14 protein-coding genes, 2 tRNA genes and 1 pseudogene are annotated in these 23,797 nt (G+C 66.7%); 8 read left to right on the top strand and 9 right to left on the bottom strand.

Going from position 1 to position 23,797, the window contains the following annotated elements; all coding sequences use genetic code 11:
• Window position 1: 1 nt before the first annotated feature.
• The 6 genes from PO883_RS20535 to PO883_RS20510 all read right to left on the bottom strand — a co-directional run bounded on the left by PO883_RS20535 (window position 2) and on the right by PO883_RS20510 (window position 13,694).
• Window positions 2-325: a hypothetical protein gene (locus tag PO883_RS20535; RefSeq protein ID WP_289311393.1), complete on the bottom strand. Its 324-nt coding sequence runs from the start codon at window positions 323-325 to the stop codon at window positions 2-4.
• 99 nt (window positions 326-424) lie between these two features.
• Complete coding sequence (locus tag PO883_RS20530) at window positions 425-703, bottom strand: CopG family ribbon-helix-helix protein (RefSeq protein ID WP_289311392.1); 279 nt, start codon at window positions 701-703, stop codon at window positions 425-427.
• Window positions 704-925: 222 nt separating this feature from the next.
• Window positions 926-4,162: a hypothetical protein gene (locus PO883_RS20525; protein WP_289311391.1), complete on the bottom strand. Its 3,237-nt coding sequence runs from the start codon at window positions 4,160-4,162 to the stop codon at window positions 926-928.
• Window positions 4,152-11,273 carry a cadherin-like beta sandwich domain-containing protein gene (locus PO883_RS20520; RefSeq protein ID WP_289311390.1) on the bottom strand — a complete coding sequence of 2,374 codons (7,122 nt, stop codon included), beginning with the start codon at window positions 11,271-11,273 and terminating at the stop codon, window positions 4,152-4,154. The genes PO883_RS20525 and PO883_RS20520 overlap by 11 nt, the downstream gene beginning before the upstream one ends.
• A 289-nt stretch (window positions 11,274-11,562) precedes the next feature.
• Window positions 11,563-13,194 (bottom strand): aspartyl/asparaginyl beta-hydroxylase domain-containing protein, encoded by a 1,632-nt coding sequence (locus PO883_RS20515; RefSeq protein WP_289311389.1) that lies wholly within the window; start codon window positions 13,192-13,194, stop codon window positions 11,563-11,565.
• Complete coding sequence (locus PO883_RS20510; protein WP_289311388.1) at window positions 13,191-13,694, bottom strand: GNAT family N-acetyltransferase; 504 nt, start codon at window positions 13,692-13,694, stop codon at window positions 13,191-13,193. The genes PO883_RS20515 and PO883_RS20510 overlap by 4 nt, the downstream gene beginning before the upstream one ends.
• A gap of 58 nt (window positions 13,695-13,752) precedes the next feature.
• Here PO883_RS20510 and PO883_RS20505 point away from each other — a divergent pair, with 58 nt between their 5' ends.
• Entirely contained in the window at window positions 13,753-14,067 is a 315-nt protein-coding gene (locus PO883_RS20505; protein WP_289311387.1) for a hypothetical protein, read from the top strand.
• A gap of 17 nt (window positions 14,068-14,084) precedes the next feature.
• Here the strand turns inward: PO883_RS20505 and PO883_RS20500 are convergent, their stop codons facing one another.
• The gene (locus PO883_RS20500) at window positions 14,085-14,762 is read right to left on the bottom strand and encodes a phage tail protein (RefSeq protein ID WP_289311386.1); all 678 of its coding nucleotides are present in this window, start codon (window positions 14,760-14,762) and stop codon (window positions 14,085-14,087) included.
• 223 nt (window positions 14,763-14,985) lie between these two features.
• Between PO883_RS20500 and PO883_RS20495 the strand changes: the two genes are divergently transcribed.
• The 6 genes from PO883_RS20495 to PO883_RS20470 all read left to right on the top strand — a co-directional run bounded on the left by PO883_RS20495 (window position 14,986) and on the right by PO883_RS20470 (window position 19,685).
• Window positions 14,986-15,061, top strand: a tRNA-Asn gene (locus PO883_RS20495).
• A gap of 189 nt (window positions 15,062-15,250) precedes the next feature.
• Entirely contained in the window at window positions 15,251-15,859 is a 609-nt protein-coding gene (locus PO883_RS20490; RefSeq protein WP_289311385.1) for a hypothetical protein, read from the top strand.
• 34 nt (window positions 15,860-15,893) lie between these two features.
• Window positions 15,894-15,969, top strand: a tRNA-Asn gene (locus PO883_RS20485).
• A 207-nt stretch (window positions 15,970-16,176) separates the two neighbouring features.
• A complete protein-coding gene (locus PO883_RS20480) occupies window positions 16,177-17,058 on the top strand; it encodes a hypothetical protein (protein ID WP_289311384.1) in 882 nt (293 codons plus the stop codon).
• A gap of 70 nt (window positions 17,059-17,128) precedes the next feature.
• Complete coding sequence (locus tag PO883_RS20475) at window positions 17,129-17,977, top strand: endonuclease/exonuclease/phosphatase family protein (RefSeq protein WP_289311383.1); 849 nt, start codon at window positions 17,129-17,131, stop codon at window positions 17,975-17,977.
• Window positions 17,978-18,065: 88 nt separating this feature from the next.
• Complete coding sequence (locus PO883_RS20470; protein ID WP_289311382.1) at window positions 18,066-19,685, top strand: response regulator; 1,620 nt, start codon at window positions 18,066-18,068, stop codon at window positions 19,683-19,685.
• Window positions 19,686-19,911: 226 nt separating this feature from the next.
• Here the strand turns inward: PO883_RS20470 and PO883_RS20465 are convergent, their stop codons facing one another.
• The gene (locus PO883_RS20465; RefSeq protein WP_289311381.1) at window positions 19,912-20,367 is read right to left on the bottom strand and encodes a response regulator; all 456 of its coding nucleotides are present in this window, start codon (window positions 20,365-20,367) and stop codon (window positions 19,912-19,914) included.
• A gap of 12 nt (window positions 20,368-20,379) precedes the next feature.
• The gene (locus PO883_RS20460) at window positions 20,380-22,623 is read right to left on the bottom strand and encodes an ATP-binding protein (protein ID WP_289311380.1); all 2,244 of its coding nucleotides are present in this window, start codon (window positions 22,621-22,623) and stop codon (window positions 20,380-20,382) included.
• Window positions 22,624-22,890: 267 nt separating this feature from the next.
• Between PO883_RS20460 and PO883_RS20455 the strand changes: the two are divergent.
• Window positions 22,891-23,796 (top strand): annotated as a pseudogene (locus PO883_RS20455) (cryptochrome/photolyase family protein); the annotation flags it as partial.
• Window position 23,797: the final 1 nt, after the last annotated feature.

Genomic DNA, 23,797 nt, shown 5'->3' with positions numbered 1-23,797 from the left:
TTCAGGTGGGGGCATGCTGGATGAGCACGGTCTTTGAACCCAGTATGCGGAACTTCCGTCGCCCTGCGCGCAGTTTCTTAACGAAAACGCGGTTGTTGTCTGTCTGGTACAACAGGCATGATTGTGATGTGATGTGATGTGATGTGATGCGATTCGATGCGAATACGCAGCTCGCTGCTGAGCTGATAAAAAATGGCGTTGATCGTTCGCCGCCATGTCTGATCGAACCGGTGTCGCGCACGCGGCTGCCGTTCCAGGCGGGCTGGGTGATGTGACAAGCGCAGGCCCAATGAAAAAAGCCACACAAACGCGTGGCTTTTTTCATTGGACTTCACCGGGCGCGCCGCCGGTTTATTCACGACCGCAAGGAATTCATGACGCCGGACCAGATCAGCGAGCGCCTTGCTGGTCCATTCCAGCTGCGTCAGGGAAGCATGGGCACTGGAAGCGGACTATCGGTATCGAGGCTGTCGGCCCAGTCCTCGATGGTTTGGTGAGCATGGACGCGTCCCGCATCCACGTCAGCCATCGCCTCGCGCGTCAGCCGGCTGCGCGCCTCTTCCTGATCGACCCAATCACTGAGCGCCTGCTTGATAACCCATCCCTGCGAACGCTCAAGGCGGGCGGCCAGCTCGTCCACCTTGTCCGCCAAGGATAGCGGAACGTGTGCAGTAAGCACGTTGGTTTCAGCTTGAGCCATCATGAGGTCCTTTCAATCCGAGTTTCTGCCGCTACTTGACTGCTCTCGAACTTGTTGCATTTTGGGAGTTGTAGTGATCATCAATCGTGTGCGCGATTATACCGCCGTTGAGAAAAGCAGCACGCGAGGATGCACAGCGCCTTGCTCCGTATGGCTGGCCGCGCCGGCAAAAAAATGGCGGCGAAAATTCGCCGCCATTGCCATGGGTTCGCGTTCGCGTTCGGCTTACATTCCGCCCGTCTTGAAGGTCTTCTCGTCGAACTTGAAGCGCAGCCGCAGGAAGGTGCCGTGCGCGGTGTAGTCGGCGCCGCTCAGCTCCTTGTCGGTAAAGCCGGACAGGTTATGCCCGACCGACAGATACAGATTGCGCGCCAGCTGATAGCCCACCTCGGCGCCATACGCATACTGGCGGCTCTTGCCCTGCGGGCTGTACAGCACCGACGCCAGCACGCCCACATCCCACTTCGGTGCCACGTCCAGCACCGCGCGCCCGCCGGCCAGCCAGGCGTTGTACTTCTGCTGCCCGGCGGGCAGGGTGCGGTCGGTATTGAGCTTGCCCGCCAGGCGCGAGGTCATCCACCAGGCGCGGCTCGGATGGTAGTCGACGTGGGTGGAAACGATATGCGCCCGGTAATCCTCGCCATCGAGGCGTGTGTGGTCACGTACCGTCTTGTACTCGTAGCGCGCCAGCGCATTGATGTCGTTGCGCTCGCGCGGACGCCAGGCGAATCCCAGCTGTGCGCGGTCCTGCAGCGTGTTGCCGAGCGGAGCGCCGAGGGCGTCGTCGCGGTTGCGCTGGTACAGCAGGTAATTGCGCGCCAGCACGGTCCAGTCGTCGCCCATCTTGCGCGCCACCGACAAGGTGCTGAGCCACTGGTCCTGGCCTTGCTCGCCCATCACGTCGGCGCGGTCGAACAGCTTGCGCAGCCCCAGCTTGGCCGAGGCGCTCCACAGTGGGTCGATGCGGTAGTCGATCGCGCCGGTGAGCGCCATCGCTTCCTGTTCGCTGCCGTTCAACACCTTCAGATATTCGATGCCGGTGCTGGCCGTTACGCCCGGACGCAGCTGCCAGGTATTGCGCACGCCCGACGCCAGTTGCGCGTTGCGTTCGTCGGCAAACCCCAGGTCGGCGCTGTCGCGCAGCCGGTATTCGCTAAACACCGTGCCACCCGCCATGTACGAGGTGTCGACCCCGGCCACCACGCTGGCGCTGCGCTCGGCCGGGTTAATCGAGTACGACGAGGCCAGCCCGGTCTGCGTTTCGGCGCGCGCATACAGGCGTCCGTGCGATTCGGTCGCATACTGCACACCGACGCCGAAGCGCTGCTGCTGTTCGCCGTCGATGCTGTGCTCGGCGTCGGCGCCGATGGTGAGCTTGTCGCTCGCCTTGAACTGCACGCCGATGCGCGCGGTGCTCGCCTCGACGCCGCGGTACGGCGCGCGGGTGGTGCTGCGGGTAGTCATCGGCAAGCCGGTCGTGGTATCGAGTCCGGCTGCTTCCTGGCTGCCGAAAAAGCCGCCGCCCGCATATTGCGGGCCGCCCGGCGGCGCCGTGTTGGGCGCGATCGAGGCGTTCGGCGCGAGCTGGCCGCTTTCCTCCACATGGCGCAGCGAGACGTCCACGCTGACCCGGTCGCTGAGCGCATACAGCACCCCGGCGCGCTGCCCTTCGCGCGAGGCGTCGCCGAAGCTGGTGCCGCTGTCGCTCTCGCTGCGCACCGCTTCCGCATAGACGCGGGTGCGCCCGTTCATGCGCCATTTGGCGCTGGCGCCGGCGTCGCGCTGTCCGGCCGCCAGGCCGGCGGCGGTATTGTTGAAGTGGCGCCCGGCCTGCTGCCACCAGGCGCGCGCGTCGACCTGCTCGCCCGTGTGGCGCAGTTCGATGCGCCCGGCGCTGCCGTCATGCTCGGCCATCTGTTCGCCGGCCTGGCGCGTCGGCGTGACCGATACCGTCTGGCCGACCGTGTAGGTGGTCGAACTGCTGCGCGCCACTTCGGCCACCAGCTCGGTGTGCGCGCCGAAGGCGACTTGCCCGGCCACGCTTTGCAGCTGGTAGGGCGCGTCGGGATTGCGGTCCTCGACAATCGCCGCGCCCAGCTTGACGCGCTCGCCCAGGGCGACGCTGGCGTCGGCCCCGGCCACCCAGAATTTGTCGCCGCCCTGGTCGACCTCGTAGGTGATGCGCACCGATTGCGGGTCGCCGTCCGGGGTGAGGGTGGCGATGGCCTGGTTGAACAGGATGCGCCCGCTGAACGGCTCGAAGCTGTAGTCCACGTAGCGCTGCAGCGGGATCACCTGCTTGACCAGGTTGGCCTGGTTCTTGTCGCGCACCAGCAGTTCGACCTTGTCCGAATTCTGGATCGCGCTGTTGCTGCGCACCGCGAACGGGCCGGAGGTGCCGTTGGCCTGGTACTCCTCGATCACCTGGCGCAGGCTGTCATGCACGGCGAAGGCATTGGCGCTGACATTGCCTTGCTCGTAGTGGCCGCGCAGGCCGGTGGCGCTGCGGTTGTACTGGCCCAGCTTGTGCAGCACGCTGTCGCCGCCGCCGGCGGTGCCGGCGAACTGGCCCAGGCCGGTGCCGGTCACGAAATCGCCGTACAGCAGGTAGCTCTTGTCCTGGTCCATGCGCAGGTACAGGCGCTCGCTGGAACGGGCGTCGAAGGCGCTCACCGAGTCGTCGCCATAGACCGGATAGAAGCGGTTCGGATCGAGGTCGCGCAGCAGGCGGCTGTTGGCGGCCTTGTCGGAGTCGTAGGCGGCCGTCAGCGCGCGCCCGCCGCCGATATCGCCCTTGGCGAAGAACGCCAGGCGCGCCGCCACGTCATCCTTGCCGCCGTTGAACTGGCGGCTCCAGTGGCGCAGCGACTGCTCGAAGCCATCGTTGAAGCGCTCCGGACCCGTGGACGAGCCCTGGCGCCGCCCGATCACGCCCTCGGCCACGCCGGCCGCGAACAGGGGACGGCGTTCGGTTACGAAGGTCAGCTGGCCCTTCGCTTGCAGCGCGCCGCTGGCCACCGACAGGGTGACGTCCTGGGCGTGCGGCGGGGCGATCAGGGTGAAGCGCGCCACCCCGTCGTCGACCTTGATGCGGGTGCCGCGCAGCAGGCGGTCGAGCGGGCGGCCCAGGCGCATGGCCGCGGCCACGCTCGGGTCGACGATGCGTCCGCCATCGCTGTCGGCGCTGATCCAGGTGCTGCCGCGCAGCGGCTGGCCGGCGGCGTCGAGCAGGCGCACCGTGACGTTGACGCGCGAGCGCCCGTCGCCGGGCAGCAGGTTGGCGTCGGTCTCGACCACGATGTCAACCAAGGCCGGGTCGCTGCGCAAGCTGACCTGGCCGGGTCCGGCCGGCCGGGCCAGCGTTTGCGCCTGCAGCGGATAGGCGGCGGCAATGGCCAGGGCGCCCATCAGCAGGCGGGTGCGCGCATGCGCGGGCAGGGGACGCAGGAGCTTAGTGCGCATGGTGTTCCCCTTGTTTCGTCGCATTGTTCACCTTGCTTTTTACCTTACTCGAGAATGTGATGCCGGGACTGCCGGCCGCTGGCGGCGCTAGCCCCGACGGTGGCGACCCCGGTCGCTTGATGCGCTCCAGGACGGGCGCCGCGCACGAGGTTTCGGCGAAGTCGGCGCGAATCAGCTCGCCGTTCCTGACGTCCAGCAGCAGGCTGTCGGGATCGCCCAGGTTGCGGTTGCTGGTTTCGCCCAGCACGCTGCCAGAGGGCAGGGTGAGCGGATCGACCTTGATCACGTGCGAGGTCGGCGACAGGCCGCAGTAGCTGTACTTGCCGTCGGCGTCGGTGGTGATATTGGTGCCGTCTTCCAGATACAGGCGCAGCGCCGGGATGCCCGCTTCGCCGGCGTCCTGGATGCCGTTGCGGTTGCAGTCGGCGAATACCTTGCCGGCCACGCAGGCGTCATTGGTGAACACGCCGCCGCTGACCTTGACCTTGAAGCTCGCTTCGTTCGAGGCGACGCTGCCGGCGCGTGCCGTCAGGGCCGCATCGAGGCAGCCGTCGGCGCTGTTGCAGGCATAGGCGCGGGCGCGGTTGACGCCATCGCCCTGCATGCTGCCCACGCCGACCCGCACGCGGTAGACCAGCACCAGTTCGCGCCCGCCGGCGGCGGCGCCCAGCTTGAAGCCGAGCAGCGCGCCGGCCGACTGCACCGGATCGGCGGCGCGTACGCCGTTGAGCGTGACGCTGCCAGGAATGAAGCGAAAGCCCGCCGGCAGCACGTCGCGCACGCTGGCCTGGCGGATCACCGAGCCGGCGCCCTGGCGCAGCACGATGGTGTAGCGCACCGTGTCGCCCAGTTCGGCCGTCTGGCGGTCGCCGCTCTTGCTCAGCGACAGGCCCGCCGCCACCGCTGCGTCGAGCGGGATGTGGTTGTTCAGGATCGGTGCCGAGACGCCGTTGCTGATCTGCAGCTTGAGGTAGTACTGGGTGCTGGCCGCGCCGCCCTGTACCAGGCCGCTACAGGCCGCCGCATCGTGGCGTGCCACGCTGGCGCCCGGTGCCGCGTCGCTGGACTGGACAAAGGCCGGATTCGGTGAGGCGCCCACGTCCAGGGTCCCGGCGCAGGCCGGCAACAGGGCCGACTCGGTGCTGTAGCCGGCCGGCGCCCTGGTCACCGTCAGGGTGTAGGTGCCGCTCGGGAAGCCGTTTTGCAGCAGATACTGGTAGGCGCCGTCGTTGCCGGTCAGCTGGCTCTGGGCAGCCGCGCCGCCCGCCAGGTGGGTGGCCGGGTCGAACCCGGCCGGACCGGAGACCGACACCGAGGCGCCGGCCAGCGGCTGGCGCGATAGCGCGTCATACACCACGCCGGCCGGGTCGAGCGCCAGGTTTTGCTGGGTGATCTCGTCGCTGGCCGAGAGGCGCAGGTTGCGGATCGAGCGGAACGCGCCGCTGCCGGCGTTGCCGCCCGAGTCGGCCGTGCCGCCCAGGGTGCTGCCGGCCTTGCTGAACTGCAGGGCGAAGCCGTCGCCGGTCGGCAAGCCGCGTTCCTCGTAGCCCGGACACACCAGGTTATTGAGCGTGTACTGGCCCTGCCCATTGCTGAGCACGCTGCAGATCGATTGGCCGTTCTGCGACAGGTTGACGTTCCAGCCATCGAGCAAGCCGGCACCGCTGTGGCCCGGGGTCGGTTTGCTGCTCAGCATGATGGTGCCGCTGACGATTGGCAGCTTGAGGCCGGCCACCCCGCGTTGGCGCAGGCCGAACAGGTAGCCGTCCAGCTTGCCCGAGGCGATGGCGGCGCCATCGATGCCGATGGCACTGATGCTGACCTGGTACGCCTGGGTGCCGAAGCTGCTGTCGTTGACCGTGCCGCCGGCCGCGCCCGCGTGTTCGCGTCCGTCCGCGTAGCGGGCGCCATCGAGGTCGCCCGGATTGCGGCTCAGTGCATAGCTGCCGGCGCTGATGCCGGGGAAGGCGAAGCTGCCGTCGGCGCCGCTGGTGGCCACCGCGCTGGCGCTGCCGGAGAGGGTGATGCGCACGCCGGCCAGCCCGGTTTCGCCATTGTCTTTCACGCCATTGTCATTGGCGTCGACATACACGAAGCCTTGCAGGGTGCCGATGTTCTGTTCGCCGAACAGGTAGCCGCTGCCCACGGCGCCGGGCGCGACCACGATATGGGCGATCCGGTTGCGCGCGGCGCTGTCGTCGAAGCCGCTGTTGTCGACCGTGCCGCCGAGGTTGCCGGCGGTTTCCTTGCCGTCGCGCTTGCCGGATGGCTGCACTTCGCTCAGGGTGTAGGTGCCGCCTTTCAGGGTCTCGAAGGCGAACCGGCCATCGGCGCCGCTGACGGTGCTCAGGTCGACCTTGACGCCATCGAGGTCGGTGCCGCCGAGCTTGACGGTGACCCCGGCCAGGCCGGACTCGTTGCCATCCTTGACGCCATCGTGGTTGCTATCGTTGTACACCAGGCCGGCCAGCGAGGCGCTCGGCGGCGCCGCCCGCGTGACCGTGATGGTGGTGCTGATCTTGCTGCCATCCTGGGCGGTGGTGACGATGGTGATGGTGTTGCTGCCCACCGCCAGGGCAAGCGGCGCCGAGGCGCTGGCGCTGGCCACGGCCACGCCGTTGATGCTGACGCTGGCGCTGGCATCGAGCACGGTCGGGGTGATGGTCAGCGATGCGCTGGCGTTCGGCACGGCCACCGTGTAGGCCCGGGTGGCGGCGCTGAAGGCGGGACTGAGCTCGCCGGCGGACAGCACCAGCTTGCTGAGCGTCGCGTCGGCCGAGGCCGCACGGGTCACGCTGACTGTGTAGGTTTTCACCGTGCCGTTCTGGGCGGTCACGCTGACTTGCACGGCATTGGCACCGACCGCCAGGGCGATCGGGGCCGAACTGGCGCCGCTGGCCACGGCCACGCCGTTGACGCCGATGCTGGCGTTGCTGTCGGCCGCAGTCGGGATCAGGGCGATGCTGGCGCTGGCATTCGGCACGGCCAGGCTGTAGCTGGTGATGCCCGGCGCGAAGGCCGGCGTGAACGTCAGGCCCGGCGCGGCCAGGGCCGCCAGGTCGGCATTGCCGGCACCGGCGCGGTTGACGGTGATGCTGTAGGTCTTGCTGCTCAAGCCATCCGGCGCGGTGACCACCACGCTGACGGCGTTGGCGCCGACCGCGAGGACGATCGGGGCCGAGGCGTTGCCGCTGGCCGTGGCCAGGCCGTTGACGGTGATGCTGCCGGCCGCCGCGCTTGGCGTGACGGTGACCGCCGTGACGGCGTTGCCGACGCTGGCGCCGTAGGCCAGGGTGGCCGGGCTGAAGGCGGGCGTGAGGACCGCGTTCGAGACGGCCAGGCCGCTCAATTCCGCCACCGGCGAGACGGCGCGCGTCAGGTTGACGGTGTAGGTGTTGGTGGTGACGCCATCTTGCGCGGTGACCACGATGGTGATGACGTTGTTGCCGACGTTCAGGGCCAGCGGCGCCGAGGCGCTGCCGCTGGCGGTGGCCACGCCATTGACCATGATGATGGCGGAGGTGGCGGTCGGCGTGACCGTCAGCGAGGTGGTGCTGTTGGGCACCGTGGCCGTGTAGCTGGTGGTGGCGCCGGAAAACACCGGGTTCAGGGTACCGGCGGAAATGGTCAGCGCCGCCAGGTCGGCGTTGGAGGAGGCATTGCGCGTGACGGTGATGAGGTAGCTGCGCGGCGAGCCATCCTGCGCCGTCACGACCACGGTGATCAGGTTGGCGCCGGTGTTCAGGGCAATCGCACCCGAGGCCGCGCCGCTGGTGACCGCGACGCCATTGACGGTGACGGCGGCACTGCTGTCGGCCACGGTCGGGGTGACCGTGATCGAGGCCGTGGCATTGGGCACGGTGGCGCTGTAGCTTTGCTGGGCCGGGCTGAAGACCGGGTTCAGGGTGCCGTTCGACAGCGCCAGCGCGGCCAGCTCGTTGTTGGTCGAGATCGCGCGCGTCACGGTGACGGTGTAGGTCTTGGTGCTGCTGTTTTGCGCCGTGACCACGACCGTGACGGTATTGCTGCCGGTGTTCATGGCAATCGGGGCGGACGCATTGCCGCTGGCCACCGCCACGCCGTTCACTGTGACCGTGGCGTTCGCTTCATTCACGGTCGGGGTGACCGTGATGCTGCTGGTCGCCGCCGCAATCGCCATCGTGTAGCTGGTGGTGGACGGCGCGAACGCCGGGCTCAGGCTGCCACCCGACAGGACCAGCGCCGACAGATTGGCGTCGCCGGAGCCGGCGCGCGTGACCGTGACGGTGTAGGTCTTGGTGCTGCTGCCATCCTGCGCCGTGACGATGGTGGTGATGGTATTGGCGCCGACCGCCAGGGCAATGGCGCCCGAGGCGTTGCCGCTGGTGGTGGCCACGCCGTTGACGGTGACGCTGGCGGTGGCATCCTGCACCGTCGGGGTGACCGTCAGCGAGCTGGTGGCGTTGGCGACGCTGGCCGTGTAGCCGGTGGTGGCGGAGGCGAAGGCCGGACTCAGGGTGCCGCTCGAGAGCGACAGCGCCGACAGGTCGGCATTGGTCGAGGGCAGGGCGCGCGTGATGGTCACGGTATAGCTCTTGGTCGCGCTGTTCTGGGCGGTGACGACCACCGTGACCGTGTTATTGCCCGGATTCATCGCAATGGCGCCCGAGGCGGCGCCGCTGGTCACCGCCACGCCATTGACGGTGACGCTGGCGGTGGCGTCGGCCACGGTGGGGGTGACGGTGATGCTGCTTACACCGGCACTGATCGAGGCGGCATAGCTGGTGGCGGCGGGATTGAAGGCTGGACTCAGGGTCCCGCTGGACAGGCTCAGCGCGGACAAATCGTTGTTGCTGGACGCGGCGCGGGTCACCGTCACCGTGTAGGTCTTGGTGGTGCTGCCATCCTGCGCCGTGACGATGGTGGTGATGGTGTTGGCGCCGACGGCCAGGGCGATGGCGCCCGAGGCGTTGCCGCTGGTGGTGGCCACGCCGTTGACCGTGACGCTGGCGTTGGCATCCTGCACTGTCGGGGTGAGCGTCAGCGAGGTGGTGGCGTTGCCGACGCTGGCCGTGTAGCTGGTGGTGGCGGACGCAAATGCCGGGCTCAGGGTGCCGCTCGAGAGTGACAGCGCGGACAGGTCGGCATTGGCCGAAGCGGCGCGGGTGGCGGTGATGGTGTAGCTGAGAGGCGTGCCGTTTTGCGCGGTGACGGTGACGGTGATGGTGTTGCTGCCAATGGCCAGGGCGATCGCGCCCGAGGCGTTGCCGCTGGTAGTGGCCACGCCGTTGACGGTGATACTGGCGGTGGCGTCGGCCACCGTCGGGGTGACGGTCAGCGAGGTGGTGGCGTTGCCGACGCTGGCCGTGTAGCTGGTGGTGCCGGAAGCGAACACCGGCGCCAGGGTGCCGCTCGACAGGCTCAGCGCGCTGAGCTGGTTGTCGCCGGACGCCGCCGCGCGCGTGACGGTGGTGGTGTAGGTCTTGGTGGAGCTATCCGCAGCGGTGACGATGGTGGTGATGGTGTTGGCGCCCACGTTCAGGGCGAGCGCGCCCGAGGCGCTGCCGCTGATCACCGTCACGCCATTGACGGTGATGGTGGCGCCGGCGTCGGACCTGGTCGGGGTCACGGTCATCGAGGTGGTGGTGAACGGCACGCCGGCGGTGTAGCTGGTGGTGCCGGCTGCAAAGACGGGAGTCAGGGTGCCGGTCGACAAGACCAGGTTGCTCAGGTTGGCGTCGCTGGACGGCGGCGCGGCGCGCGTGATGTTGATGGTATAGGTCGCGGTAGTGCTGCCGTCGAGCGCCGTGACGATGGTGGTGATGGCGTTGGCGCCCACGTTCAGGGCGATGCTGCCGGAAGCGGCACCGCTGGCGACGGTGGCACCGTTGACGGTGACGGTGGTGCCCGGGGTATCGACCGTGGGCGTGACGGTGGTGCTGGCGGTCGCATTGCCGACCGACATATTATAGGTGGTGGTGGTCGAGGCGAATACCGGCGACAGGGCCGCCGCCGTGGTGCTCAGCGCGGTCAGGCTGGCGTTGGCGGTCGGTTCGGTAAACACGAAGCTGTTGAAGCCCTCCTGGTACAGCTTGGCGCCGACCCCGCCGGTGCCGCCATTGCTGGTGATGCGCAATTCGTCGACGTTGGTAAATTGCGCCGGGGGCAAGATCGTGACCGGGTTGGTGCTGCCGCCCACGTTGAAGGTCCAGCCCGCCACGGTCAGCACGCCGTTGCGGTAACCGGTGAGGGTGTAGGTGGAGGCGATGGCTTGCGCATCCTGGATGCGGAAGCTCGACAGGCCGAAGGAGCGGTCCGACTGCGCTTTGACGATCAGGGAGCCGACCGCGCCGTATTGGCCGGCGTTGTAGAACAAAAACATGGAGCCGGTGCCGCCGGTCAGGTCGAGATTCCTGACCTGGCCGACGCCGGTATTGCCGGTGTCGGCGAAATAGAATTCGTAGACGACGTTGGGGATATTCGTCGATCCGGTACCGGCCTGGCCATCGACGATGGAGGCACTCGAGAACGCGGTATCGGCCTGGCCGAAGGGGATTTGCATGGTCCCGGCGACCGAGGGCAGCACGTGGCGGTAGCCGGGGAAGGCCAGCGCCGCGCTGCGCAGGGGCGCGGTACGGCTTTCCAGCAGCCAGTCGCCGCCCTGGGCGCGGTCGCCGGTCAGGTTGGTCGAGGCGGCCACGCGGGCGCCGGTGCGGCTGGCCAGCTCGCCGATGAAGGCCTGGCCGTCCTTGCCTTCGGCTACGTTACAGCCGTACAGCAGGATGTCGGCATCCGGGCGCAGGGCGGCCCGGATCCGGTCCAGGTCGGCGCTGCGTTCGTGTAACTGCAGGCGCCCGAGCTGCAGCGAACCGAGCTGCAATGCGGCCGGTCTGCCGTGGGAAACCAGGTGCAGGGCGCCGATGTCGCGCCGGCTGTCGAGCGCTTGGGCGATCTGGCGCAAGCCATCCTGGCGGCCGTCGAGCACGATGACGTCCATATCGGCGGCGGCCAGTTGGCGATAATCGGCGATATTATCTTCGACAAACAGGATTTGCCTGGCGCCGCCCGATGCCAGTGCGTCCGACGCCCAGGACGGCGCGGGAAACAGCAGGTTGGCGCATATGCATGCCATTAAAAACAGACGCCACCATGTGGGCGCAGCTAAGGATGTTGGCAGGGCATATTTGCTCATTTTTCCTCTTTCATTGGGAATCAAGCCAGAATGCGCGCGTTGCGGCATGGCCGCGGCATCGGCTGTTGACTTCTTATCGATCGTGGTACGGGGCTGACTGGCCCGTGATCCTGCGTCTTTGGGGAACCTGATGCGACGCGGGGGGACGTGGTGCTGCCCCTTGAATCAGGGGGGTGAAACGTTTTGTTAAAGATAATTATCCTGAGAAGTCGCAAATCCACCTAGCTATTTACATGGTTTTGTTGCCTAAATGGACATTTTTTACTGAAAAGCTACACTGCAGATTGGACGCCGTGCGCCGGCGATGCATTTCCAATATCTGATACAGGCGGGAAAGCTGGTCATCGGCCGCAGCGGCGCCGGCCGGGTCGCCGCCGAAGGGCGCGCCCGCATGTTTCGAATGGAAACCGGCACGTTGCCGCAGCTGTTCGCCCTGTTGCGCCGTGCAGGCGATGCCGAAGCGCGCCAGCAAGGTGTCCGCCACCAGCGCCGGCAGGTCGGCGTAGTTGAGCAATTCCAGGGCGCCGGCCTGCACGGCGGCGGCGGCGGCCTCGAAAAAGCCCGCCAACACCTGTGCTGCGTAGCCGTCCAGGTCGCCCGGCGCCAGGGAAGCTGGCGCCGGCGGCAGCAGGGCCGGGTGCAGCAGGCCGGGCACCATTTGCGGTCCGCGCTGGCGCCGGTGCGAGGCCAGCACGGCGCCCGGTTCGCGGTACAGGAACAGGCAGGGCGTGTCCGGAAAGGCGAGCCGGACCAGCGCCAGGCTGTGGATATGCCAGCAGTCGAGCTTGACGAAAAAATGCGCTTCGCCGGCAAAACGGTGCTGGCCCAGGGCCAGCACCACCTGGCGCAGCAGGGCCGCCGTGTCGTGCGCGGCGGCCGCTTCGTCATGGTGGCGGCGCAGCAGCGCATCGATGACGGGCGGTTCGGACATGACCACGCACTGCGGCAGCGCGGCCAGCAACTGGGTCAGCAAGGTCGAGCCGCAACGCGAGACGTGAAAGATGAAGGCGTCCGGCGCCAGCGTCGGGCCGACCGCGCCGAGCGCCGCCGCCGGCGTGTCGCAACGCTGGCGCTGCTGGGGAACTTGTCGGGCCAGCGTGTTGTCGAAGAAGGGATCGGTAAAACGCTGGCCGGCCGCGTGGCGCCAGGCCAGTTGCGGCGGGGTGCCGGCGATGGTGACGGGGAACCAGTGCCGCATCGGCATGCCGGCGTGCCAGGCGACGGCCTCGGCCCGCAGCAGCAGGCGTTCGCGCGCGCTCAAGGCATTGTTGCGGCTCAGCGATGGGGCCGCCCTGGGGATGAAGCCGGCCTCCTTGAACAGCTGCGCCAGCCAGTCGTTGCTGACGCAATCGATCATCAGATGCACGCGCGGCAGGGCGCTGGCGTTATGCACGGCATGGCGGCAGCTGGCGTCCAGGTACCAGGCGTGGCCGGCGCTGAAGTGCACGCTTTCGCCATCGATGGTAAACAAGACCTCGGGCGAGGTCTGGATCGGCACGTGCAGGCGGGTCAGGCCGTCCTGCAGGGCGGTGCCGGGGTCGCGGTGTTCCCGGATCATGGCGCCGGGGGCGAGCGCCATCAGCCGCACCGACAGCTTGTCGCAGGCGAAACTGTCGATGACCTGGCGCAGGCGGGGGCAGCGCTGCAGGATGGCGGTGTCGCGGTAGGGTTCGCCATCGACCGGCATGATGTGGCGCGCGTTGCCGCCGGCCGAGCGCAGGGGCACGCACGACCAGCCGTTGTCGTAGGCGCCGGTGTTGAAGTGGGCGATCCACGCGTCGGCGCCGATGGCGTCGAGTTCGGCCTGCATGCGTGCCGTGTCGAAGCGCAAGGGCAGGCGCAGGTGGGTGCTCGGCGTCATGGCGCCTCCGCCTGCCACTGCATGCGCTGCTGCAGCGCGTCGCTGGCGACGATGCAAAAGCCGAGCCGCGCATACAGGCGCGCGGCGGCCGCGTTGGCGTGGCTGACGCTCAGGCGTAGCGGCAAGCCCTGGCCCGCCGCCCAGGCTTGCAGTGCGCGCAGCACGGCGCTGCCGTGGCCGCGCGCGCGGGCGGCCGGCAGCAGCGCCAGGTCGACCAGGTGCACGCGCTCGCGGTCGGTGTCGGTCACCAGGCGTCCGAGCGGCTGGCCGCCGCATTCCACGATGGCATGCTCGGCCTGCGGGAAAGCATGGCGAAAGCCCTGGCTTTGCACGTGTTGCTGCATCGCGATGAGCTGGGCCACAAAGGCGGGTTCGGCCGCCATCAAGGCCAGGTCGTCGCGCGTGCCGGCGTACAGGGCCGACAGGAAAGCGTGGTCGGGTTCGCCGATGGCGCGCAGGGCAAGCGGGGCGGGCAGGGTCAACACGGGTTTCTCCGTCATCGATTCCATTTGTTTGGCTGGTTTGCTATGCTCACTACACCACTTTGGGGGATCTTGAATGACCGTCTCACTCGAACAACTGTCCGGCGCGCTCGACAGCGCTTTCATTGCCCACACCGCCGCCGGCGCCATCGCGCTGACCCTGGTCGAGGCTGCGGAATTGCCGCGGCGCGGCTTGCCCGCGCAATTTCGTACCCCCATGACCCTGATTTTCTCGGGGCCGCCCACGCCGGTGCTGTACGACGATCACTATGTGCTCGACCATCCGGTGCTCGGACGCCATCAGTGGTTCATGTCGCCCATTTCTTCGCTCGCTTCGCTGCCCGGCAATGGCGCGCCGAGCGGGCAGCGCTATCAGGTGGTGTTCGCCTGACAGCGGGTCCGCGCTGCTTAGTTCCGGCTAGGGAAAAGTCCTTCGACACAAATAATGTACTGCACGCCGACGAATGGCGGCACGGTGGGCACCTGTCCGCTGACGCTCACGGTCACCGGCGCTTGCAGGGCGGTGCCGGAACCGGTGTTGTTGACCGTGACCGTGCCGCCGCCCGCGCCGCCCGTGATCGAGGCCGCGTTCAGCGCCGCCGTGCCGCTGCCGGCGTCGGCGCGGTACATCAATGGCTGGTTGGCGCCGCCCGCCTTGCCGGTGGCCAGATAGCCGCCGGTCGCTGCCTGTGAGGCGGTGGCGACGTCAGTGCTGACGTTCAGGGTGGCTGCCGCGCCGCCAGTGGCGGCGAAGGTCGCGCCATGGGTGTGGGCCGGCAGGTTGGCCACGGTCAGGGTGACCGCCGCGACGCCCTGTCCATTGAGCACGGCGGTGAACGCCGGGCTGCCGGCCACGGTCCCCATGTCGGCATTGATGCGTCCGCTCGCGCCTTGGGCGGCGCCCACGGCAACGCGGCCGCGCAGGTCGGGCAGGGCGAAGGTGCTCTGGCCGTCGCCGCCGTAGGTGGTTCCGAGCAGGGAGAACAGGGCGCTGTTCTGGGCAATGCTGAGCAGCTGGCCGGCGCAGGTCATGAAGCCGCGCGGGGCGAAGGGGAATGCGACGGGTACGATAGTGCCTAAAAACATCTCCATCATTCTTCCTTTCAACGTGGTGAAACGATCGGTATGCGATGCATCGGGTATATCTCAAGTCGTGCAAGACTTGCAAAATGATAGTAAATCATATTTTGCCACTAAGACACAATTGCTCTCCGGTGCGGCCTTGGCGTTGCTCGCATCCATCGCTGGCAAGGTTCGTGCGTATCCAACTGGACAAGTGGAAAATGGCCCGATATAATGCGGCCTCTTTTCCCTGATAGCTCAGTTGGTAGAGCGACGGACTGTTAATCCGCAGGTCCCTGGTTCGAGTCCAGGTCGGGGAGCCAGAATTGCAAAAGGCCACGTTGAATAACGTGGCCTTTTTTGTAAGTTGTTTGGATTTATACTGTTTGTTACCTGCAAGCAACGCTTTCCAGACATCTTCCTTGCCTATTTGCAATCTCGGCAAGTATCATACTGCCTGGTAAATACGCAGCACTCCCGCGCGTTATCCGCTACTTACATCTAAAAACACCATGAAAAAAATTGCATTCGTGATCGCTCTGGCGATCGCCTCCCTGAGCTCGGCCCAGGCACAAAACGGTCCAGCACCAGGCAAACAACTGCGTTTCGTTGTCGGCATGGGCTTGACCGGTGGTGGCGACAAGCTCGCTACCGCTGAATACAAGCACGGCGGTTCGGTCGACGTGCGCGCCGGCGGCCTGATCGCCTTCCTGGGCGGCGTCGACTACCGCTTCAGCCAACAGTTTTCGATGCAGGGCACCGTGGGTTTCCACGTTGACCAGGCCAGCGCCAAGAACGGCGACGTGACCTTCAAGCGGTTCCCGATCGAACTGCTGGGCTACTTCCACCCGACCAGCAACATGCGTATCGGCGGCGGCGTGCGTTATGTGTCCAGCCCTAAGCTGAGCGGTAGCGGCTTCGGCTCCGGCATCGACAGGGATTTCGACAGCACCGTCGGCGCCATCGTCGAAGGCGAGTACTTCTTCGGCCCGAGCGTTGGCCTCAAAGTGCGTCTCGTGAAAGAAACCTACGATTATACGTACCGTGATCGCCGTTACGTCGAGCGCAGCGGCGAGACCAAAGGCGACCATATCGGCATTTTCGGTAATTTCTACTTCTAAAATTCGCCCGGGGCCTATATAATACGGCCTCTTTTCCCTGATAGCTCAGTTGGTAGAGCGACGGACTGTTAATCCGCAGGTCCCTGGTTCGAGTCCAGGTCGGGGAGCCAGAATTTGAAAGGGCCTGCAAGCAATTGCAGGCCCTTTTTTTCATGGTGTCGCGTTTTTGCACGGACGCCTCCCGTATTAGCCAGCCTCAAACCTTGCGCAAGTACGCCGCGCATCATCGGCCTTCAAGCGGATGCGGGAGCGGGAACATGGATGTGGCGCGCAATCTCCATAGCGGTGAGCTGGTCGAGGCGGAAGAATGATGGAACATGGACGTCGTCGATAAAGACGCCTATGTCTGCCGCGGCTGCGCCACCAAGGTATGGCCGGCATCGTACGACGCGGCGCTCAACAAGCGCCACCCGTATTTCGCGCTCGGCAAAGGCGAACACCACGCGCCGGGCTGCGATGTCGATGGCGACCACACGCTTGTCAGCCGTGGCCAACGCGAGCGGGTCGGCGCCAGCGATGGCTTTCCGATGCCCTTTCCCAGCAGGCTGAGCCTGAGCGACGGGCAAGCGCCTGGCCCCGCCGCCGCGGCTGCCGTCGCCGCATTCGGGTCGGCCACGCTGGCCGCCGTGCATGCCGCCGCGCGTGCCGCCGCCAAGCGCCAGTACCATGGCCACACCGTCAAGACCATCCGCCCGCTGTGCCGCACCTGCATCAACTTTCCCAACGACCGCGCGTTCCTGCCGCTCGAGATCCCCGGCGTCTGGGGCAGCACCTACGCCCAGCTGTTCTGGCTCATTCCCAACAAGAAGCCGGCCTTCTTCAAGAATCCGCGTCACCTGTTTTATGCGCCGCTGCGCTGGAAGGACCTGCCTGTCATCAGCGAGACGCACTGCGAGCTGACCCTGGGCGCCGGCCAATGGGACAGCGCCGCACGCGGTTACCTGAGCCTGTGCAGGCTGCGGGTCGACTGGTCCGGCTGGTCCGACCTGCGCCGCCGCACCTTGCAGCACGAAATCCATGCCGCGCGCACCGAAGCGCTGGAACTGGCCCGGCGCGACAGCGGTATGAAAGGCTGGATCTTTTTCGTCGGTACCCAGGACCGGCTCGACCCCGGCCTGTTCCACGTCGACGATGCGCGCTTCATTTGCTGCCTGGCGGCCCGCATGGCGTGGCCGGATCGCCAACTGGCGCCCGCCTGACTTGCATCATCCCCGCACGGCGCGAGCGGGCTAGCCTGAGCACTTGTTGACAGTGTGGAGGCGAACCGGCATGAACCTGATCACATGGAATATCCAGCGCGGCCGTACCCCGCGCGGCGACTGCGACATGGCGCATACCGCGGCAAGCCTGCGCGCCGTGGCCGATGCCGATGTTATTTGCTTGCAGGAAGTGTCGTCCGGCTATACCGACATGCCCGGCTGCGACGGTGCCAACCAGTTTGCGCTGCTGGCCCACCATTTTCCCGGCTATGTGCCGGTGGTCGGGCTGGCCTGCGACAGCGCGGGGGAGGGCGTCGCGCGCTGCCTGTTCGGCAATATGATCCTGTCGCGCTACCCGGTGCTGCAAGTGATCCGCCACGCCTTGCCGTGGCCGCCCGATCCGGGCGTGATGAGCATGCAGCGCATCGCGCTCGAAGCGACGCTCGCTACGCCGCTCGGCCCGCTGCGCGTCACCACCACCCATCTGGAATATTTTTCGCGCGCGCAGCGCAGCGCCCAGGTGCAGCGCCTGCGCGACGTGCAGCGCGAAGCGGCCGCGCACGCCGCCCATCCCCGTGCCGGCGCCGCCGCCGGACCGTTTGGCGCCATGCCGCGCGGCGGTGCCGCCCTGCTTGCGGGCGATGGCAATTTCCTGCCCGGCTCCTGGGAATACCATTGCCTGCAAGCACCGTTCGACGATGGCACGCCCGCTTATGCCGATGCCTGGCGCCTGCGTCATCCGGGCCAGGCGCACGCGCCCACCGTGTGCCTGCACGACCATCCCGGCCGTCCGGCCGATCCGTTCACCTGCGATTTCGTTTTCCTCAGCGCCGACCTGGCGCCGCGCCTGGCCGAGGTGCGCGTGGCGCCTGACGAGTTCGGCCCCGACCACCAGCCGCTGGCAATCCGCCTGGCATGAGCGTGGCGCGCACGGTTGATCTTCTGTTGCATTCGAAATAGCATGTCCTCATGTAAAATATAATGAAATTTATGTTATGGCAATACATATGCTCGACGACGAATCCACTCCCTGTTCGGTACTGCTGATTGATGATGAACCCTTCGCCGAGGACTTCATCGCGCATTGCCTGGAGGGTTGTTCCGACGTCGTCCTGCGCTATGCATCGCAGTCCGAACGTGTCGTCGAGCTGGCCATCGAAACCGATGCCAGCGTGGTGCTGGTCGATCTGCGCATGCCTGGCGCCGACGGTTTCGACGTGATCCGCCTGCTGCGCCAGCATCGCGACACCGAGCATGTGCCGGTCATTTTGCTGTCCTCCGAAGAAGACCCGGAGATCAAGGCCAGGGCCTTTGCCGCGGGCGCCAACGATTACCTGGTCAAGTGGCCCGACGGGCGCGAACTGGCGGCGCGCGTGCGCTATCACAGCGGCGCCTACATCGCGCGCAAGCAGCGCGACGAAGCGTTCGTGTCGCTGCGGCGCAGCCAGGAAGAGCTGGCCGCAAGCCAGTCGGCCCTGCACCAGGCCCAGAAAATGGAAGCGATCGGCCAGCTGACTGGCGGCGTGGCGCACGACTTCAATAATGTGTTGCAGATCATCGGCGGCAACCTGCAGTTGCTCAAGCTGCTAGGCGGCGTGAGCGACAGCGCGCGCACCCGCATCGATATCGCGCTGGCCGGGGTCGAACGCGGCGCCAAGCTGTCGGCCCATCTGCTGGCTTTCGCCCGGCGCCAGCCGCTGCAAGCGGTGGTGGTCAATCCCGGCGTGGTCTTGCGCGACATGGATGAAATGATGCGCCGCGTGCTCGGCCCGCGCGCCATCATCGTCACCGAGATCGAAGCGCAGCTGTGGAGCACCACGGTCGATCCGGGCCAGTTGAACAACGTGATCCTGAACCTGGCCATCAACGCGCGCGACGCCATGAGCGGCGGCGGCACCCTCACCATCCGCGCGGCCAATGTGCCGGTCGGCTCGCCCATGCTGTCGGAACTGGCCAGCGGCGACTACGTGATGGTGGAAGTGGCCGATACCGGCTGCGGCATGCCGCAAGCGGTGTTGCAGCGCGCCTTCGAACCCTTCTTCACCACCAAGCCGACCGGGCAGGGCGCGGGGCTGGGGCTGTCGATGGCGTATGGTTTCGTGAAGCAGTCGGGCGGCGAAATCGAGCTCAAGAGCGAACCGGGCGCCGGCACCAGCGTGAAGATTTTCCTGCAGCGCAGCGCCAGCGAACCGGAACATGCCGAGGACCACGTGCAGGCGCCCCTGTTCGGCGGCCCGGAAACGATCCTGGTGGTGGAAGATGAAGAGGATGTGCGCGCCAGCACCGTGGAACTGCTGTCCGCGCTCGGCTACCAGGTGTTCGAGGCCGAAGACGCGGCCCACGCGGTGGAACTGATCGACTCGGGCGCCCGGATCGACCTGGTGTTTTCGGATGTGATCATGCCGGGGAAACTGAGCAGCCTGGAATTGAGTGAAGTGGTGCGCACCAGGCTGCCGGCGGCGCAGCTGCTGTTTACGTCCGGCTACGCCGAGGGTGTGCTGGCGCATGAGGGCAAGCTCGATGCCAAGGTCAACCTGCTGCAAAAACCGTACAACGCCGATGTACTCAGCGCGCGCATCCGCCATTTGCTCAGGCGCCGCAAGCCGGCCGGCGCCACCTCGCACTGAACGCGGCTGGGTCATGTGACCTCGCCGCAAAATCGCTCACCGTCAATCCGTCAAACGTCGCATCCGCGCAGGCGGGTGCCCAAGTTCGCTGCGTAGCCGGCGGCTGAACAAAGAACTTGGACCCCCGCCTGCGCGGGGGCGACGGCTCCCCGATCGGCCTTCAACGCGTCGCCCCGTCGCCCTGCCGCCCGCCGCACCGTCGCCCGCCGCACGCGGGCCACGCTTCTTATTGCGGCTTGACGTAGCGGTGCGAACCCGGCGGCGGCTCGTTGAGCACCGCCCAGAAAATCCCCAAATCGGCAATCGCCCGCACGAATTCCTCGAAGTCGACCGGCTTGACCACATACGCATTGACCCCCAGCTCATAGCTGCGCAGCAGGTCCTGTTCTTCCTTCGATGACGTGAGCATTACCACCGGAATGCTTTTCAGGTGCGGCGTGCTGCGGATTTCCTTGAGCACTTCCAGGCCATCGATTTTCGGCAGCTTCAGGTCGAGCAGCACCACGGTCGGATTGCCGGCCTGGCGCGCCGCGTGCTCGCCGCGGCAGAAAAGGTAATCGAGCGCCTCGGCGCCGTCGCGGGCGATGATGACTTCATTGGCCAGCTGGCTCTTTTCGAGCGCGATCAGCGTCAGTTCCAGGTCGTGCGGATTATCTTCGACCAGAAGGATGGGCTTTAACATGTCTTGCGTACCTTAAATATGGAGTTCTTTGGGGATGCTGAAGTAAAACGTGGCGCCTTCGCCCGGCACCCCGGTGGCCCACACCCGCCCGCCGTGGCGCTCGATGATGCGGCGCACATTGGCCAGGCCGATGCCGGTGCCCTGGAAGTCTTCCATGCGGTGCAGACGCTGGAACACGCCGAACAGCTTGTGCACGTAATCCATGTTGAAACCGGCGCCATTGTCGGCGATCGAGAGCACCCATTCGGGGCCGTCGCCGCTGGCGCGGATGGTGATCACGGCGCGTTCTTTCCGGCTGGTGAACTTGAGCGCGTTCGACAGCAGGTTGTACAGTGCCAGCTGCACGAAGGTGGGGTCGGCGCGCATTGCCGGCAGCGGGCCGATGTCCCACTCGACCTGGCGCTGGCCGACGTCGAGCGAGAGCTTGTCGATGCAGGAGCGTACCAGCTCGCCCATCTGGACCAGGGTCGGACGCAGGGCGGCGCGCCCCATCTGCGAAAAACTGAGCAGGTCGTCGACCAGCTTGCCGGCCAGGCGCGCCGAATCCTTGATGTTGCGCAGGAAGCGCTGGCGCTTTTCCAGGTTGTCGCTGGCCGAGGGTTCGAGCAGCAGGTCGGAAAAGCCGACGATGTGGCGCAGCGGCGCGCGCAGGTCGTGCGAGACCGAATACGAAAACGCTTCGAGTTCCTTGTTGGCGCGGCCCAGTTCTTCGGCCAGTTGGGCCATCTGTTCGGCGCGTTCGAGCGCGATGCCCAGCAGCGCCGTGCGAAATTCGACGGCCAGTTCGATCTCGCCGCCATGCCATGGCGCGCTGGTGCCGGTGATGGTTTCGCTCCAGGTGGCAAAACTCGTGCGCGGCGAGAGCTGCGCCATGGGCGCGGCGCCGGCCTTGGCGTGCGGATTGCCGGCCCAGTCGACCGTGCGCACCACCTCGGGCCGGAACCATAGCAGGTAATGCTTGTGGATGCGCGAGACCGGCATGGCCAGCAGGCCCGCCGCGTTGCCGCTGAATGCCGCCGCCGGCGGGTAGTGCGCCGCCAGGTGGTCGGTGTGGAACACGTCGCCGTGGCAGTGCAGGTCGAGCCAGCCCACCAGCTCGCGGATCGCTGCGTCGCCGGGGGTGTCGCCGTAGGTCAGCAGGCGGTCGTCGAACAGGATGGCGGCGCCGCCGGCGCGCGCGAACTGCAGCAGGGCCGGAAACACGCTGGAGAGGTTATCGATGAAGTCGGAACTCTGGGTCAGCCCGGCCAGCATCGACACCATGACGCGGCGCACATCGAGGCGGAACTGCAGTTCGTTGGCGTCTTCGCGCGACTCGACGCACATGGCCAGGATCTGGCCCAGCTGCTCGCAGGCGGTGCGCTTGTCGAAAGCGAGCGCGCAGGGCGTCGTGTGGTGGCAGGAGACCAGTCCCCACAGCCGGCCCTTGACCATCAGCGAGACCGACATCGACGCCAGGGTGCCCATGTCGCGCATGTATTGCAGATGGATCGGCGAGACGCTGCGCAAGGCCGCGAACGAGAGGTCGTTGGCGGCCCCGCTGACGGGATTGAGCGGCGGGACCAGGCGCGCCGGCGTGTAGTTGGCATCCTGGATCAGGCGGATGCGGTTGAGCATGTACAGCTCGCGCGCCTGGCGCGGAATGTCGGAGGCCGGAAAGCGCTGCCCCAGGTAGGATGGATACGCCTCGTCGCGGCATTCGGCCATCACGTGGCCGTGGCCTTCCTCGTCGAAGCGGTACACCATGACCCGGCCGAAGCCGGTGACGCGGCGGATTTCCTGGGCCGCCAGTTCGCACATGGCTTGCGCCGTGGCGCTGTCGCTCACCTTGAGCAGGAAGTCGCCGACCTGGCGGTGCAGGTGGCGGAAGTCGGCCGCCGAGGCGCGTTGCACCGCCTCGAATTCGAGGATCAGCAAGCCGTCGTAGCAGTGCGCCAGCACGTCGAAATGGCGCGCCGGCCCGATTCCCAGGGTGCACAGGTAGAGCGGGCGCTGGCCGATCTCGGCGGCGTCGATTTCGGGCCGCAGCTGCAGGCTGGCCTGCTCGCCGATCACCTGTTCGAGCGGCTGGCCGATGGCGCGCGCGGCACCGGTTCCGATCATCGCTTCCAGGTTGTCGCTCGCTTGCAGTACCTCCAGCGCGGGCGAGAGCGCCAGCAGGAAGCCGTGCGGCTGGATGCTGCCGGGGGTGCGGATCGGTTCCTTGTCACAGCTCGACAAGTCCAGCGGGGAAGGTTCGGGATTGGCCTGGCTCATGGAAGTGTTCCTGGGCACGGGACGTGGCGCCACATTTCAAAAGTATAATTTTACTGCATACATTATGTCGTGCCACGCACGTTAGCTGTGCCGGCCCTGCGCCGGCGCCACGTGATAAACTGGCGGCCTCCGATTGGACTTGTGCGCCTCCTATGCCGCTATCGACGACGACGCTGCGCCTGATTCTTGGCGACCAGCTCAATGCGCCGCACGGCTGGTTTTCCGATGTGCGCGCCGAGGTCGTATACATGCTGATGGAAGTGCGCCAGCATCCAGGCGGCCGGGGTGGACAGCTTCGGCCGGCCCGACGCCGCACGCATCGTCTGGCCGCTGGACCGCGCCGAAGCGCTCACCCACCTCGACGCCTTTATCCAGCACGGCTTGCCGCACTTCGGCCACTACCAGGATGCGATGCACACGACGGCTGCGCGCCGGTTCCATTCGATGCTCTCGTTCGCCCTCAATACCAAGATGCTGCACCCGCGCGACGTGATCGCCGGGGCCGAGGACGCCTGGCGCGCCGGCCACGCGCCGCTGCACGCGGTGGAAGGCTTCATCCGCCAGATCCTCGGCTGGCGCGAATACGTGCGCGGCGTGTACTGGGGCAATATGCCCGGCTACGGCGCGCACAATGTGCTCGGCCACCATCCGCCGCTGCCCTCCTGGTTCTGGGATGGCAAGACCAGGATGCGCTGCCTGCGGCACGCCATCGGCCAGTCGCTCGACGATGCGCACGCCCACCATATCCAGCGCCTGATGATCATCGGGAACTTTTCCCTGCTGGCGGGACTCGAACCCTACCAGGTGCATCAGTGGTATCTTGGCGTGCATGTCGACGCCTTCGCGTGGGTGGAAATGCCGAACACGATCGGCATGAGCCAGTTCGCCGACGGCGGCTTGCTGGCGACCAAGCCGTATGTATCGAGCGCGGCCTGCATCGACCGCATGAACGACTACTGCAATGGCTGCCACTACGATAAAAAGGCGCGCCTGGGGGAGACGGCTTGTCCGTTCAATGCGCTGTACTGGGATTTCTTCGAGCGCAATGCGCAGCAGCTGTCGGACAAGCAGCGCCTCGGCATGGTGTACCGCAAGCTGTCCAGGATGGATGAGGCCGCGCGCGCCGCGTGCGGCGACCACGCGGCGTTGCGCGCGCGGCTAGAGGAACTTTGAC

The organism is Massilia sp. DJPM01, from assembly GCF_030348125.1.
GTDB lineage: Bacteria > Pseudomonadota > Gammaproteobacteria > Burkholderiales > Burkholderiaceae_D > Telluria_A > Telluria_A frigida.
The sequence above is the reverse complement of the archived record's forward strand: the minus strand, read 5'-3'. Positions and strand labels throughout refer to the sequence as shown.